The organism is Actinoallomurus sp. NPDC050550, from assembly GCF_040655075.1.
Taxonomy (GTDB): Bacteria; Actinomycetota; Actinomycetes; order Streptosporangiales; family Streptosporangiaceae; genus Actinoallomurus.
This window is the reverse complement of record NZ_JBFAJC010000046.1, coordinates 43,142-56,779: the sequence shown is the minus strand read 5'-3', so window position 1 is coordinate 56,779 and position 13,638 is coordinate 43,142. Positions and strand designations below refer to the sequence as shown.

Genomic DNA, 13,638 nt, shown 5'->3' with positions numbered 1-13,638 from the left:
TCCCAACGGGTCAACCTGTATCCCGAACCTTATATAAGGTTCTTGATATAAGCAACCTGAATCGATCGGCTATGATCTCTCGCATGAGCTACCGCCCGGCTGACGTCGCCTTGGCCGTCAAACGCCTGCAGTACCGTCACCACCGTGCGCTGAACCGCGCCCTGGCGCCTCTGGGCCTCTCGCTCGTGCAGTGGGACACGCTGCGTCACCTGCACCGGCAGCCGGACGCATCGCTGCACGACCTGGCGGTGCTGACCTTCCAGACCGACCAGTCCTTCGGTTCACTGGCCGCCCGGATGGCCGACCGCAGCCTGATCGAACGGGTGCCCGGGCCGGGTCGAGCCGTCAAGCACCGGCTCACCGAGAAGGGCGAGCGGCTGCGCGCCGCCGGCCAGGATGCCGTGGACGCGGTCTTCGAGTCCTCGTTCCCGAATCTGTCGGCTGCCCAACTCGACCAGATCGGAGAGTTGCTGGACGCTGCCCTCGGCCCCGACCCGACGGCCTAGGGCCTGTCTCGAAGTCCCCGTCCGTAGCGAGCGGTGTCCAGGTGGTGTGGTCTCCGATGACCTCATCGGCCAGCTCATCCACAACGTCGGGGCCTGGCACGGCTAGCTCGGGCCGTTCGCTTCGGCGACGACGGCGATGGCGAAGCCGAAGTGCGCGACCATCGCCGCGATGCGGATCCAGTCGGTGCGCAACAGCCGTTCGATGCCGCCCCGGTCGGCGGTCTGCCGGATACGCAGTTGGATGGGCATCTGGATGACGGCAGCCGACGCCCACGAGATGATCAATGCGGCCAGACCGGCCCACAGCGCCCACGACGGAATGCCGTCCGGCGTGTCGACGAGCAGAACGATCACCAGGGCGGTCAGCACGAACTTCGGGAGCACGTAGACCACTCCGCTGCCGTGGCCCTGAGCGGTTTGGACGGCCCTGAACTCCTCAGAGCCGACCGCCCTCCAGCCCGAAAAGACGGCGAAATGCTCCATGAGGCAACCGGCCAGGCAGTACGCCGAAAGCATGCCGTACACCAGCAGCCACGTCTCAGTCGACAACGAAGGCCTCCTCAGAACACAGCGACGGTCCGGCCGGCGTACGCCGGACTCTCGACCTCGGTGACCATTGCCGCGGCGACATCAGCACGAGCGACCTTCGGCGGCATGAACCGCCAGGACCGGTCAAGGACGTCCAACGGGACGACCTCGGCCCGGCCCGTCGCCGGCTTGTCGGTGAGCATGACCGGATGAAACAACGTGCTTCGCGAGCCCGCGACCACCTCATCCGCCGCCTCCTTGTCGGCAAAACCGTCACCGAGCACGCGACGCAGAATGACGTCGTACAACAGCCCCGCCCGGCGGCGGGACTCCCCCGCGCCGAACGGCCTCATCGTGGCCTGTCGCCCCGCCGCAGCAGCGGCAGAGCCTCATCGCGGGCCGCATGCTCGCCATGCCCGACGGCAGTCGGTGGCTGTTCGGCGCCTGGGGCCGCTGGTACCGCTGGAGCCCTGCCGACCGTCAGTGGTGCCTCGTCCCGCCGCCGCAGCTGCGCATCACCCGCATGTCCGCGAGCCCGCTGCGCCAGGGCACGCCGATCCCAGCGATGCCTCCGAACGTCGTGCCCACGGGCCTCGACCTCGCGTACGACCCGCCGTCCCCGCTGGCATTCGTCGACGCGGGCATCCGGCCGAAGGTCACCGCCCGCGTACGCGCGGCCGTCGAGTCTGCCGCCGCCCTGCCGACACCGGACTACCCGCACTGGTGGGAGCTCTTCTCCCCGTCGACGCCGAGTACCGTGCCCGTCACCTGGGGCGTCATGCTCTGGTGCGCCACCGCCCCGGTCTTCGACTCGCGCCTCGACGGGCAACTCCTCAGCCTCTGGTCCGCGCACCGCGCACACCCGCTGCCGGATATCGACGGCCCGCGCTGGCTGACCCCGCCGCCGCTGGAGTCGCTGATCGCCCTGTACGCCGGACGGCTCCGCGCGGGCCGCGTCGACGCGGCCGTGGTCATCCTCCGCACGATGTCGGCGATCGCGAGCGCCATCCGTGAGGACGCACGCTTCCAGCCGCGCGCCGACGCGCTGCTCTCGATGCTCGACTCTCCCCTGCGGAACCCCACGGTCGACTACGGCGTGCTCGGGTACGGCGACCAGGCCGTCGTGCAGCAGTGGCTGACCCGCAGCCCACCGGCGCTGTCCCCGTCCCTGCGCGTGGAGGCGTCGGCGGGCGAACACTTCCGCAACGCGTACTACGACCTTGCCACGGCCGTGACCCCGGTCGCGGGCAATCCGTCCTCACGGGGTTACATCGAGCCCCGGCTGATCGCCGCCGCGCTTCTGGCCGCCGATCTGGCGGTTGTACGCCAGGACGTGTCGAGTCAGGTCATCGGCTGGCTGGACCCGCAGGTGAGCGAGGCCATGCGGGCGATGCTGACCCAGCGCGACCATCCGCTGCGCGCACTGTGGCCGGAGGGCGACCGCCTGCCCCGCTCGCTCCGCGAACGCATGGACTCGGTGGAACCGTCCGTACGCGGCACGCTGCTGGCGACGATGTACGGCGCGGACCTGGCATGGTGCCGGCTCGGCGGCGGCATCCCAGCGAGGCCGCGTGGCTTCCCGTCGTCGGTGGCGATCCTGTCCGAGATCATCGGCCCTGGCCGTGCGACGTCCGCGGCGTCGTCGGAGCCGCTGTCGCACTCACTGGGCATCGCGCCGCTCGCCCCGCTCGCCCACCAGCACCCGCCCGACCCGAACCATCCGGGCGGCACCCCGGGCCGGCCGATGGCCCACCAGCCCCCGACCGGCCCACCGGGCCAGGCCCCATCCCGGACCCCGGCCCGACCGTAGCCACCGACTTTGAAATCGCCCCGGGTCCCGGAGGGTGCCACGGGCAGCGTCGCGTCTCCTGGCCTGCTCGTTCATCTGCGCGAGCCGGCCAGGGTTCTGGCCTCGTCGGGTTCGGCCCAGTGGCGCGAGTCGGCCGATCTGTTCACGTTCTCGGCGCATGGGCCGGGAGGTGGGCTTGGCGTCCGGTGCGCCTGATCGCCGACACGGCACCTGTCCAGGCCAGTGAGCCAAGGCGTCTCATACGATCTGACGGTGAGTTACTCGACGGATCCACGGGCGGCGCGCAGCCGGGAGGCGATGCTCACCGCCGCCCGGGAACTACTGGTGGGCGAAGGCCCCGACGCGGTCACTCATCAGCGAGTCGCTCAGCAGGCAGGCGTGGGGCGAGCCACCGTCTACCGGCACTGGCCACGGCCCGAACAACTGCTGCTCGATGTCATGAGCGGAGCCGACCTACCGCTTTTCAAAAATCCCGAGACACCGGTCCGCCCATGGCTGCACCGGCAACTGCGGCAGATGGCCGACGAACTCGCCGTACCAGCTGTCGCCGCCGTCGCGCTCACACTGCATCAATCCGCGATCTGGGACCCGCAGATCGCACACCAGCGCGATGAGTCCATCAAAACGATCACCGAACGGATCCACACCGCCGTCCGGTCAGCCGCCGCCAACGGAGAGATCGAGACCGACCTGGCCCCGGCCGATCTATCCGCGATGCTCATAGGACCGATCGTCTACCGCACGACCATGCAGATGGGTGTCGTCTCCGACGACTTCATCGACCGCCTCATCGACAGCGTGGGGACCTGGCACCGCAAGTGATGCGGGCCCGGCCGGAGCCGACGAGGCCTACCTAGTAGTCGATGCCGGTGATGATGCCTGCTAGTTCGGCAGGCCGGGATGCGTAGGGACTGTGTCCGCTCGCGATCTGGACCCAACGGAACCGATTCTCGGGCGTGAAATCGTCCGCGTCCTTCACCATGATTTCCTGTACGGCCGGTGCGATGGCATTGTCCTTCATGGTCGAGACATAGGTCCGCGGGATGGACCCCCAGCGTTGCGGCGTCACAGAAACAGGCTCTGCCAGGAAACCCAATGGTTGGTCAGGGCAGAGCATGTCGAGGAATGCGGCTGACTCCTCGGGCAACATCTCGCTGTAGAATTTTTTGTGCAGTAGCGCGCGGTACTGTGGGTCCGTCGACCCGAGCAGGTTGCCCGGGCGGCCGACGTATCGCCGGCCGCTGTGTATGCGGTGGCCGGTGGCAAGCAGGGCCTCATGCGGGACTTGGTGCAGATGTGGGCCGACTCACCGATCCTCAAAGGCAAGCCTGGACCAGCTCGAAACGCTGGAGGATCCGCAGCGGATACTCGCCCTGGTCGCACAGTCAAGCCGCGAGATCCGCGAGCAGTACGGCGATGTGATGAAGATCCTTCTGGTGACGGCTCCGCACGATTCCGCCGTGGCAGAACGCCTTGCGTCATCAACCGCACGCTACCGGGGAACCCTGGCTAAGGTCGCCGATCGCCTGCACGAGCTGGGTGCCATCAAGTCGAGTGCCGCCGACGCCGCCGACGTGCTGTGGTTCTACTTCGGTTACACCGGATACTTCACGCTGACGCAGGACAACGGCTGGAGCCTCGACAAGGCGCAAGCATGGTTGCTGGACAACTGTTCCCGCGCGCTCTCGGTGGACTAACCTCGCGCTTCCATCTGGGGCGGGCAGTGTCTGATCATTGACCTGAGAAAAGTAGCGGCCGACCATCAGCGCGGCAAGCAGCTTGCGCAGCGCCGGAGGCGGGCCCAGCGGCGTGTGGCCGCGGCGCACTGCCCGTGACGGCCGGGGCGTGGGGTTCACTAATTGGCGGCCAGCACTGCCGCGAGGCCTTCTTGCAGATCCTTGACGAAATACTCGGGAACCTCCAGCGACGGGAAATGTCCCCCGGCTTCGGGCGACCTCCATCGGACGATCTGTCGGTACCGTTCCTGTGCCCAGGCTCGCGGACACTTCTCGACGTCGCGGGGATACATAGTGAGTGCTGACGGGACGTCGACCCGAAGTCCGGGGTCGAGCGAGTTGTGGCTTTCGTAGTAGATGCGGGCAGACGATGCGCCGGTCCGCGTCAGCCAGTACAGGGTGACGTCGTCAAGAACTCTGTCTCTGGAAATCGTCTCGAACGGGCTATCTTCGGTATCTGTCCACTCGGCGAACTTGTCAAGGATCCAGGCGAGAAGCCCGACCGGTGAGTCGACGAGCGAGTAGCCGATGGTCTGCGGTCGGGTCGCCTGCTGCTTCGCGTACGCCGCGCGGTGGAGCCAGAAATCGCGGGTTTCCTCGGTCCACTTGCGCTCGGCCGCCGTCAGCCCGTCCGTTGTCAACCCGGGAGGTCCCTCCGCGAACGTTGTGTGGATGCCGAGAACGTGCGCCGGGAACCTCCCGCCGAGAACCGTGGTGATATTACCTCCCCAGTCGCCGCCGTGGGCTACGAACTTGCTGTAGCCGAGCCTTCCCATCAGTTCCACCCATGCGGCCGCGATCTTTTCGGTTCCCCACCCGGTGGTGGCCGGCTTGTCGCTGTAACCAAAGCCTGGCAACGACGGGACCACGACGTGGAACGCCGGCGCGTCTGCATCTTTCGGATCTGCCAGCTCGTCTACTACATCGATGAACCGGGCAATGCTGTCTGGCCAACCGTGCGTCAAGATCAGAGGAGTGGCATCTGCGCGCGCGGATCGGCGGTGCAGGAAGTGGATTCCCAGATCATCAATGGTCGTGCGGAACTGGCCGATCCGGTTAAGGCGTTCTTCGAACGACCGCCAGTTGTGCCCGGTGCGCCAGTAGTTCACGACATCGACGAGGTCGGCGAGAGGAACGCCCTGTTCCCATCGGCGAGGGTCGGGCGCGGCGCGATAGACCGTCTCGGCTTCCGGTAGCCGCGCCGCGGCCAGTCGCGCGCGCAGATCGTCGAGCTCAGCGTCGGTTGCGTGGGCTTCAAATGCTTGCACGTCGCCGGTTGGACGGGGCATGAGACCTCCTGGCCATCGCGGAACCGGCTACGACTGCCTCGAACCGGCTAAGACGGTTCTAGCATGCCCTCATGTCAGCGTGCAACCTGCTAAGGTGGTTCCATGCGTGCTGGGTTCCCTGACTTCCGTCTCGGTAAGGTGCTGGCGACCAGCTTCACGGGGACTCTGACGGAGCGTCGCGGCAACGCTGTGGAACGCATTCCCACGCCGCACCGACTCGTCGACTGGCTGGCAGTGAACGGCCTCGCTGTGGAGTCCTGCACCACCGCCCAGCTCGAACGCGCTTGGGAACTGAGGGAATCAATTCACGCCGCCGCGACAGCGGCCGCCATCCAAGACGCTCTCCCTGCGTCTGCCGTCCAAGTCATCAATGACTGCAGCACTCAGGGTCGGGCCGCGGCCGTCCTGACGCCCGAGAGCAATCGGCGATGGCAACTCAGCTCGGCTTCCTGCGTAGAAGATGCCCTAAGCGTGATCGCCGCCGACGCGATCAGCATCATCGCAGGCGAACGAGACGGAAAATTGGCCTTGTGCGCATCGCCGACCTGCCAAGCCGCCTTCTTCGACACCAGCCAAAGTCGCACCCGCAAATGGTGTGACATGAACACGTGCGGGAATCGTCAGAAGAAAGCGCGCTTCAATGCCAACCAGCACAAAAACCCCAGATCAGCAACGTAATCGTCGCAGGGCGTGGTCAAGACTCACGAACAAGTGCGGTCAGTTCCCACGAAAGAAACCACACATCGGACACCACGGTGTCGGAGACGTCGCTGACCTGACCCGTGCACCTGAGCGCCGTCGACCGGGCGCGCTAGATGTGGTGCAGGGTCAGCGGCGGGGCGGGTGGCAGCGGGTCCGCTGAAGCGGCGCGCTCGGTCCGCCACGCCGTGAGCATCGCTGCCACCAGGCGTCGAGAAGCCGCCGTGGCCGCCGTGGCGGGCTGGTCGGCCAGTTCGGCGGCTACTCCGCCGTTGGCCATGAACAACAGCATCAGGTCGGCCATGGTGAAGTCCGCGCGCAGCCGGCCGGCCGCCTGCGCGCGCCGGATCAGCTCGCGCAGCCCTCGTTCAGCATTGCCGCGGGCCCGCTCGAAGTCCACGGCCTCGGGGAACGCGGTCAGAAACGCCCCGGTGAAGCCGCGATCGGCCATCTGCATGCGGCACACCGTCTCCACGGCCACACAGAACCCGCGCCACGGGTCCGGTTCGCCCAGCGCCGTGTCCACCACGGACACGCATCCGGTCAGCTGGTCGGTGAACACCTCGGTGATCAGTACCGTCCTGGTCGGGAAGCGCCGGTAGAGGGTGGCAACGCCGACTCCTGCCCGCCGAGCGATCGCGGCCATCGGTACGTCCAGCCCGCGGGCGGCGAAGACCTCCCGGGCAGCAGCCAGGATGCGCGTGCGATTGTGCCGCGCATCCGCGCGCAGCTTCGCTGCGGGCGGCATCTGAGAGGGATCGGCGGACATCCTTCTCACCTTAGCGTCAAGTGGACGATGCCATCCGGTTATCGCCTTACCGTGATCAGCAGCGGAATTCGACGGTTTCAGCACGGGAGGACGCGAGATGCGCGTAGCACTGTACGACCAGTACGGCGGTCCGGGCGTACTGTACGAGGGGACCTTGCCGAAACCCGTTCCCCGGGCCGGCGAAGTACTGGTCCGCGTGCACGCCGCCAGTGTGAACGGTGGCGAACTGACCGCCCGGGCCGGAAAGGTGCGCTTGGTGACCGCGCTGATGGACCGGGGTTTCCCGAAGCGGACCGGAACCGACTTCGCCGGCGACGTCGCCGCTCTGGGAGCCGGCGTGTCACGATTCCGGATCGGCGACGTGGTGTGGGGAGTGTTGGCCAGGGCCTTCGGCAGCATGGCCGAATTCGTGGTCGTGCCTGCTGATCAGCTGGCGCGCACCCCCGTCGGGCTGGATCTGGTGCGGGCGGCCGCGCTGCCCGCCGTGGGCACGACCGCGATCACCGCACTGCGCGACAAGGCGCGGATCAGGGAAGGGGAACGGCTGCTGGTGCGCGGTGGGGCGGGCGGGGTCGGCAGTGTCGCGGTGCAACTGGGCCGTGCCTACGGCGCCCACGTCACGGCGCTGGCCGGGGCCCGGCACCTGGACTTCGTGCGCGACCTCGGTGCGGACGAAGCACGGGACTATTCCACCACCGCGCCAAGAGACCTCGGCCGGTTCGACGTCGTCCTGGACACCGTGGGCACCGGGATGGCCGACTATCGGCGGCTGCTGACGCCGACGGGCCGGATGGTCTCGATCGCCTTCGACAGTTCCCGCGTCCTGCGCTCGCTGGGCTACCTGGTGGCCTCCACGGCGTTCGGTCCGCGCCGGGTGCGCTTTTTCAGTGGCAATCCCCGCCACGACCTGCTCGCCGAACTGGCCCGGCTGACCGAGTCCGGGGCCATCCGCCCCGTGGTGGCCCGGACCTACCCGCTGGCCGAGATCGCCCATGCCCACCGGGCGCTCCAGGCGGGCGGCATCGGGGGCAAGCTCGTCATCACCGTCGCCGGATCCGCGAATTGATCGGAAAATTCGGAACGTGAGGGGCTGCCTCCGACTCGTAACCCCAGGCTGTCGCCCCGGCGCACCGCGCCTGCCCCGACCTCGCGTGGCACCTGCCCGTCGGCCGCGGCGTGTCCGGCCAGCGCACAGAGCCGCTCGTACTCCGCCCGCCCCAGCCGCAACGCGCGGGCGAGGGCGGTCACCACGCCGACAGACGGGTGACGGCCCCCTGCTCCAACCGCCTGTTAGTCCGCGGACACCCCGGCCAACTCGGCGAGTTCCTCCCGGCGCAGCCCGCGAGCCCGCCGCCGTCCACCTACCGGCAGGCCGACCGCAGCGGGCTCGGTGTGTTCCCGCAGCTGACGCAGCGCCGCTCCGAAATCGTGCTGCCTCAGGACGGCACTGTTTCTACGTGTCGGGCTTGACGTCCCGGTGCAGCACGCCCACCGCGTGCGCGGCGACCAGCGCCTCCGCGACCGGCAGCGCGACCTTCGCCACCTGCTGGGGCGCCAGTAGGCCCTCGTCCATCAGGTCGGCCAGATTCCGGCCATTGATCAGCTCCATGACGATCAACCGCCGCCCGGAATCGGTGACCACGTCGAGGATGTTGACCACGGCCGGGTGCGAGATCTGTGCGGCGGCCCTTGCCTCCCGCTCCAGCCTCGCCACCATGACCTCGCGGCTCTCGCCTCCTAGTGCCGCGTCCAAGATCGTTGTTCGTGTAATTGATCTTTAGCCGGGTACGGGCCAGGCTGCCTTCGAGCACGATCTCGGAGGTGGTTGATGGGGCGTCCCCCGGAAGTGTTCGTCCGGCCGGTCACGATGTCTGAGGGCCAGCGGCTGCAGCGGATCGGGCGTACATCGAAGGATCCGGTGAAGCTGCGGCGGGCGATCGTGGTGCTGATGTCGGCGCAGGGACAGGGCGTCCCGGACATCGCTCACCTGCTGGATTGCTCACCCGAGTACGTCCGCGGCGTGATCCATGACTTCAACGACATGGGGTTCGATGCGTTGAACCCAAAATGGAGCGGGGGCAGACCGAAGACGATCAGTGAGGCGGTCCGCCGCCACATCCGCCTGATCGCCCGGTGCTGCCCCCGCGACCTGGGCCTGCCCTTCAGCACGTGGAGCCTGAGCAAACTCGCCGAGCACCTGGTGGCCACCCAAAGTGGTCGCCTCGATCAGCCGCGAATCGATCCGGCAGATCCCGCGGGCCGGCGGGATCACCTGGCAGGCCACCAAGACCTGGGAGGCCTCAAACGACCCGGACTTCATCACCAAGATGCGCCGTGTCCTGGAGCTTTACGATGATCCGCCGGACGATGGGCGGGTGGTGTGCGCCGATGAGTTCGGGCCGCTGAACCTGCAGCCACGGCCCGGCCACGGCTGGCGGCCGACCGGTCATCCGGCGCGGCTGCGCGCCACCTACAACCGCTACGGCGGGGTGCGGCACATGCTCGCCGCCCTCGACCTGGCCACCGGGAAGATGATCTACCGGATCCGGGAGCGGAAACGCTCCGGTGAGTTCTTGTCCTTCCTCAAAGTGCTGCGCACCCGCTGGCCCGGCGAGAAGCTCTATCTGATCCTGGACAACTTCTCGCCCCACAAGCACCCCGACGTGGCCTCCTGGGCGGCCGGCCACGACATCGAGCTGGTGTTCCTGCCGACGTATTCCTCGTGGTTGAACTGGATCGAAGCCGAGTTCGCCGCCCTGCGCTACTTCGCCCTGTCCGGCACCGACCACCACAGCCACACCGAGCAAGGAGAAGCGATCGCCGCCTACGTCCGCTGGCGCAACGCCCGAGCCGAACCCAAACGCGACTTCGCCCCCGAATCAACCATCCGCACCTGGACCGGTTACATGATCAACGTTGCATGACACGGCACTAGTTCGTCGGCGCTCAGCGAGAAGGTGGCCGTTTTCTCTGCCATGTGCATCCTTTCGTTGTGGGGCGAGACGAAGGACATCTGGGTCTCAGAGGAGTTCTCGCAGCCGTTTCAGACCCGGCTCGATTCGGTCGGCCCGAACGGCCCCATATCCGAACACCAGTCCGTGCACCGAGTCGCGTGGCTCGGTGAAGTCGCCGAGGGAGTACAGCCAGACGCCGGCCCGCCGGGCGGCGCGCACGAACGGCCACATGCCGTCCGGTCCGGACGCGCTGACGTGCAGGCCCGCGACGGAGGGCAGCGGGGTGAGCACGCCGGTGAAGTCACGGTGCAGGATCCGGTTCACCGTGTTCCACCGGTTCAGGTACTCCCGCCGCGCGCTCCGTACGTGCTCGGCGAATCCGCCTTCCGCCATGAAACGTGCCAGCGTCGCCTGCTCGATGGTCGGCGCGTACAGGTCGGTGAGGTACTTCGCCTTCTCCAGCGCCCTCCGCAACCGCGGCGGCGCGACCAGGTAGCCGGGTCGCAAGGCGGGCAGCAGCACCTTCGAGAAGGAGCCGACGTGGATGACGTGCTCGGAGTCCAGGCCGTACAGGGATACGAGCGGGTCGTCGGTGAACCGGAACTCGCTGTCGTAGTCGTCCTCGAGGATCGCCGCGCCGTGCCGTCCGGCCCAGGCGACCAGCTCGCTCCTGCGCCGCGGCGACATGGGCACGCCCAGCGGGAACTGGTGGGCGGGTGTCACGTAGACGAGACGGCAGTCGGGTGGGATCTCGTCCACCACGATGCCCTCGGCGTCCACGCGTACCCCGACCGGTCTCGCGCCCAGCGCGGTGAACAGCCGGCGCGGCGGCGGATACCCCGGCACCTCCATCGCGACCCGGTCCCCGGGCCGGAGCAGGACCCGCGCCGCGATGTCCAGCGCCTGCTGTGACCCGGCGGTGACCAGCACCGCGTCGGCCGGCACCCGGATCCCCCGCGACGGTCCGAGTCGGCGGGCGATCTCGGCCCGCAACGCCGGGTGCCCTCGCGGGTCGTCGTAGGTGAGCGAGTGCGGCGGCAACGCCTGGAGCTGCTCGGTGAGCAGGTCACGCCAGGTGCCGAAGGGAAACAGTTCGACGTCCGGCACACCCGCTCGGAAGTCGTACTCGGGCTTCGCCGTCAGGCGCAGCGGAGGACTCGGTATTCGCGACCAGACATCGAGGGCGTCGAGTGACATCACCACCGACCCGCTAATGCCGTCGTCAGCGTGCTGAGACCACTGTTAGACACGGTCCGATTTTCACTTTTTGCCACTAATGATTGGATCGGCAAAAACAACGACGCCGTATCCGCAAAGATCGCCTAGTCGGCGGCCGTGACCGGCGTCAGTAGGTCATGTCGGTGTCGTGCGGGTCGGCGGGCAGGCGCGCTCGCAGGGCGCGTAGTTGGCTGCGGGAGGTGAGGTTGAGTTTCTTGAAGATGTTGCGCACGTGGGCGTCGATGGTGCGCGGGCTGAGGAAGAGCCGACCGGCCGCCTCCTTGGAGGTGGCGCCGTCGGCGATCAGACGGGCGATCTTCAGTTCCTGCGCGGTCAGGCGATCGAAGGGCGTGGCGGTGGCTTCGGGCGGGCGCTCGCCGCAGGCGGACAGTTCGCGGGCGGCACGTGCGGCGAATCCGGTGGCGCCGATGGTGGTCAGCTCCTGATGGGCGATGCGGAGTTGCAGGCGGGCGTCACCGCGCCTGGATTCGCGGCGCAGCCATTCCCCGTAGACCAGGCGGGCGCGGGCTAGTTGCACCGCGGCCCGGCTGCGTCCGAGCCGATCGATCGCCTCCTTGTACAGGTCTTCTGCCGGTGAGCCCACGCTGAGCAGGGCACGGGAGCGGGCCTCGATGCCCAGCGCCCACTCGGTGCCGGACGTGCAGGTGCGCTCGGTGAGCCGCTCCAGTGCTCGTTCGGCGAGCGTGACGTCTCCCGTACGAGTGGCGGCCTCGATCAGTTCTGGGAGGACGAACGCGGTGAGGCCCGGCTCGTCGTGTTCATCCGCCGCGCGGGCGGTCTGGGCCGCGACCTGGTAGCGGCCGGTGGCGTTGTGCAGCACCGCGGTCGCGTAGTCGACCGCCGAGAGCACCCAGCCCTGACCGCGCTCGCGTGCCAGGATCGCGATCGTCTCCGACAGCGCGGCCGTCCGTTCCCGATCGCCGCGCCAGGCCGCGAGCGCCATGTCGGCCCAGGACGGGCCGTGGGTGCCATTCGCCTCCGCGAGCTCATGCGCCACCGCGATCAGCGACGCCGCGTCGCCGAACTCACCGGTGTGGATGCGGTACAGCGCCAGGCAGCGCAAGGCGACCGGCAACTCGATGAGCGTCCCGGACTCACGTACCGACCGTACGTAGCGCTCGGCGAGCGTACTCCAGGCCTGCTCGTCCCACAGGTCGGGCGCGGCCCCGCAGGCAGGCCGAAGCCAGCGGCCGTCGGAGAGCTGCGCGGAATCGGCCGGGACCAGGGCGTCGATCGCCTTTCTCAACAGTGGGGCCGCGACGGTGTAACCGTCGATCAGCTGGGCGGTCAGCGCGTCGAGGAGCAACTGGATCGGGTGCCCAGGCGCTGTGGGATCCGCCGTGGCGAACTCGGCGCGTGCCTTACGCGCGTCCTGGGCGAGCCGGTCGCGTTCGCCGAGGCGACCGGCTCCGATCGCGGCCGAAAGCGCTTGCAGGTAGGTCATCTCGGCCCAGAACCCGTCGTGCGGCTCCAGCCCCCTGGCCGCATCGAGCAACCGATCCGCGGCCCCGCCGTGGCCGCCCATCTCGAGCTGAACGCGAAGCAGTCCGGCGAGCGCGTGGCGCCGCGCGTCCAGCGGCCCGGCCTGGGCGGTGGTCAGGAGCCTGAACGCGGCCTCGGTGGCGCCCGCTTGATGCTTGAACCGAGCCGCCGCCAGGGCGCGGCCCGCCCGCCGGCCCGGATCGGGGCTCAAGGCCGCGGCGCGTTCGAGGAACCCGGCCGCCGCAGCCGCGCCGCCGCGCGCGTGGGCGCGGTCCGCCGACCGTTCCAGCTCCCCGGCGATGGACTCATCCGGGAGCAGGACCGACTGCGAACGGTGCCAGGCACGGCGGTCCGCGTCCCGACGCGGTTCGGTCACCTGCGCGAGCGCCTGATGTACGGCGCGGCGCTCTTCCGGCGCCGCCGCACGATAGACCACGGACCGTACCAGCGGGTGGGGGAACCGCACGTCGACACGGCACCCGCAACGCCTCCGGCAGACCGAAGCCACCGGCGAGTTCCGGCATCCCGATGCCGCGCACCAGTTCGATCAATGCCAGCGGATTGCCGCGCGACTCCGCCAGGATTTGATCACGGATCCGCTCATCCAGCGGCGCGTGGATCCGCGA

16 protein-coding genes are annotated in these 13,638 nt (G+C 68.5%); 8 read left to right on the top strand and 8 right to left on the bottom strand.

Annotation, left to right across the window (positions count from 1 at the left end; genetic code table 11):
- The first annotated feature begins 83 nt into the window (after positions 1-83).
- Positions 84-506 carry a MarR family winged helix-turn-helix transcriptional regulator gene (locus AB0I04_RS41480; RefSeq protein WP_360897809.1) on the top strand — a complete coding sequence of 141 codons (423 nt, stop codon included), beginning with the start codon at positions 84-86 and terminating at the stop codon, positions 504-506.
- A gap of 102 nt (positions 507-608) precedes the next feature.
- Here the strand turns inward: AB0I04_RS41480 and AB0I04_RS41475 are convergent, their stop codons facing one another.
- Positions 609-1,055 carry a hypothetical protein gene (locus AB0I04_RS41475; RefSeq protein WP_360897807.1) on the bottom strand — a complete coding sequence of 149 codons (447 nt, stop codon included), beginning with the start codon at positions 1,053-1,055 and terminating at the stop codon, positions 609-611.
- An 11-nt stretch (positions 1,056-1,066) separates the two neighbouring features.
- Positions 1,067-1,387, bottom strand: coding sequence for a hypothetical protein (locus tag AB0I04_RS41470; RefSeq protein ID WP_360897805.1), 321 nt, complete (start codon positions 1,385-1,387; stop codon positions 1,067-1,069).
- Between the two features lie 59 nt (positions 1,388-1,446).
- Between AB0I04_RS41470 and AB0I04_RS41465 the strand changes: the two genes are divergently transcribed.
- Together AB0I04_RS41465 and AB0I04_RS41460 are read left to right on the top strand one after the other, a co-directional pair.
- Positions 1,447-2,844: a hypothetical protein gene (locus tag AB0I04_RS41465; protein WP_360897803.1), complete on the top strand. Its 1,398-nt coding sequence runs from the start codon at positions 1,447-1,449 to the stop codon at positions 2,842-2,844.
- A 252-nt stretch (positions 2,845-3,096) separates the two neighbouring features.
- Positions 3,097-3,666: a TetR/AcrR family transcriptional regulator gene (locus AB0I04_RS41460; RefSeq protein ID WP_360897801.1), complete on the top strand. Its 570-nt coding sequence runs from the start codon at positions 3,097-3,099 to the stop codon at positions 3,664-3,666.
- A 31-nt stretch (positions 3,667-3,697) separates the two neighbouring features.
- Here AB0I04_RS41460 and AB0I04_RS41455 read toward each other — a convergent pair whose 3' ends face one another.
- Positions 3,698-3,994 carry a hypothetical protein gene (locus tag AB0I04_RS41455; protein WP_360897799.1) on the bottom strand — a complete coding sequence of 99 codons (297 nt, stop codon included), beginning with the start codon at positions 3,992-3,994 and terminating at the stop codon, positions 3,698-3,700.
- Between the two features lie 271 nt (positions 3,995-4,265).
- Here AB0I04_RS41455 and AB0I04_RS41450 point away from each other — a divergent pair, with 271 nt between their 5' ends.
- Positions 4,266-4,541, top strand: coding sequence for a hypothetical protein (locus AB0I04_RS41450; protein WP_360897797.1), 276 nt, complete (start codon positions 4,266-4,268; stop codon positions 4,539-4,541).
- 158 nt (positions 4,542-4,699) lie between these two features.
- Here AB0I04_RS41450 and AB0I04_RS41445 read toward each other — a convergent pair whose 3' ends face one another.
- The gene (locus tag AB0I04_RS41445; protein ID WP_360897795.1) at positions 4,700-5,869 is read right to left on the bottom strand and encodes an epoxide hydrolase; all 1,170 of its coding nucleotides are present in this window, start codon (positions 5,867-5,869) and stop codon (positions 4,700-4,702) included.
- Positions 5,870-5,971: 102 nt separating this feature from the next.
- Between AB0I04_RS41445 and AB0I04_RS41440 the strand changes: the two genes are divergently transcribed.
- Entirely contained in the window at positions 5,972-6,547 is a 576-nt protein-coding gene (locus AB0I04_RS41440) for a CGNR zinc finger domain-containing protein (RefSeq protein ID WP_360897793.1), read from the top strand.
- A 133-nt stretch (positions 6,548-6,680) separates the two neighbouring features.
- Here AB0I04_RS41440 and AB0I04_RS41435 read toward each other — a convergent pair whose 3' ends face one another.
- Complete coding sequence (locus AB0I04_RS41435) at positions 6,681-7,337, bottom strand: helix-turn-helix domain-containing protein (protein ID WP_360897791.1); 657 nt, start codon at positions 7,335-7,337, stop codon at positions 6,681-6,683.
- Positions 7,338-7,434: 97 nt separating this feature from the next.
- Between AB0I04_RS41435 and AB0I04_RS41430 the strand changes: the two genes are divergently transcribed.
- Positions 7,435-8,403, top strand: coding sequence for an NAD(P)-dependent alcohol dehydrogenase (locus AB0I04_RS41430; RefSeq protein WP_360897789.1), 969 nt, complete (start codon positions 7,435-7,437; stop codon positions 8,401-8,403).
- A gap of 387 nt (positions 8,404-8,790) precedes the next feature.
- Here the strand turns inward: AB0I04_RS41430 and AB0I04_RS41425 are convergent, their stop codons facing one another.
- Positions 8,791-9,090: a protein kinase gene (locus tag AB0I04_RS41425; RefSeq protein ID WP_360897787.1), complete on the bottom strand. Its 300-nt coding sequence runs from the start codon at positions 9,088-9,090 to the stop codon at positions 8,791-8,793.
- Between the two features lie 165 nt (positions 9,091-9,255).
- Between AB0I04_RS41425 and AB0I04_RS41420 the strand changes: the two genes are divergently transcribed.
- Both AB0I04_RS41420 and AB0I04_RS41415 read left to right on the top strand, forming a co-directional pair.
- Entirely contained in the window at positions 9,256-9,693 is a 438-nt protein-coding gene (locus tag AB0I04_RS41420; protein WP_360897865.1) for a helix-turn-helix domain-containing protein, read from the top strand.
- Positions 9,578-10,261 (top strand): IS630 family transposase, encoded by a 684-nt coding sequence (locus AB0I04_RS41415; protein ID WP_360897863.1) that lies wholly within the window; start codon positions 9,578-9,580, stop codon positions 10,259-10,261. Before AB0I04_RS41420 ends, AB0I04_RS41415 begins: the two co-directional genes overlap by 116 nt.
- A 96-nt stretch (positions 10,262-10,357) precedes the next feature.
- Here the strand turns inward: AB0I04_RS41415 and AB0I04_RS41410 are convergent, their stop codons facing one another.
- Both AB0I04_RS41410 and AB0I04_RS41405 read right to left on the bottom strand, forming a co-directional pair.
- Positions 10,358-11,488: a PLP-dependent aminotransferase family protein gene (locus tag AB0I04_RS41410; protein ID WP_360897785.1), complete on the bottom strand. Its 1,131-nt coding sequence runs from the start codon at positions 11,486-11,488 to the stop codon at positions 10,358-10,360.
- A 148-nt stretch (positions 11,489-11,636) separates the two neighbouring features.
- Positions 11,637-13,478 carry a LuxR C-terminal-related transcriptional regulator gene (locus AB0I04_RS41405; protein WP_360897783.1) on the bottom strand — a complete coding sequence of 614 codons (1,842 nt, stop codon included), beginning with the start codon at positions 13,476-13,478 and terminating at the stop codon, positions 11,637-11,639.
- Positions 13,479-13,638 lie beyond the last annotated feature (160 nt).

Bases quoted from the DNA above. Each gene is read 5' to 3' on its own strand.
- AB0I04_RS41480 (WP_360897809.1), top strand. From the start codon at position 84: ATGAGCTACCGCCCGGCTGACGTCGCCTTGGCCGTCAAACGCCTGCAG.
- AB0I04_RS41470 (WP_360897805.1), bottom strand. From the start codon at position 1,387: ATGAGGCCGTTCGGCGCGGGGGAGTCCCGCCGCCGGGCGGGGCTGTTG.
- AB0I04_RS41465 (WP_360897803.1), top strand. From the start codon at position 1,447: ATGCCCGACGGCAGTCGGTGGCTGTTCGGCGCCTGGGGCCGCTGGTAC.
- AB0I04_RS41455 (WP_360897799.1), bottom strand. From the start codon at position 3,994: ATGTTGCCCGAGGAGTCAGCCGCATTCCTCGACATGCTCTGCCCTGAC.
- AB0I04_RS41450 (WP_360897797.1), top strand. From the start codon at position 4,266: ATGAAGATCCTTCTGGTGACGGCTCCGCACGATTCCGCCGTGGCAGAA.
- AB0I04_RS41445 (WP_360897795.1), bottom strand. From the start codon at position 5,869: ATGCCCCGTCCAACCGGCGACGTGCAAGCATTTGAAGCCCACGCAACC.
- AB0I04_RS41440 (WP_360897793.1), top strand. From the start codon at position 5,972: ATGCGTGCTGGGTTCCCTGACTTCCGTCTCGGTAAGGTGCTGGCGACC.
- AB0I04_RS41435 (WP_360897791.1), bottom strand. From the start codon at position 7,337: ATGTCCGCCGATCCCTCTCAGATGCCGCCCGCAGCGAAGCTGCGCGCG.
- AB0I04_RS41430 (WP_360897789.1), top strand. From the start codon at position 7,435: ATGCGCGTAGCACTGTACGACCAGTACGGCGGTCCGGGCGTACTGTAC.
- AB0I04_RS41410 (WP_360897785.1), bottom strand. From the start codon at position 11,488: ATGTCACTCGACGCCCTCGATGTCTGGTCGCGAATACCGAGTCCTCCG.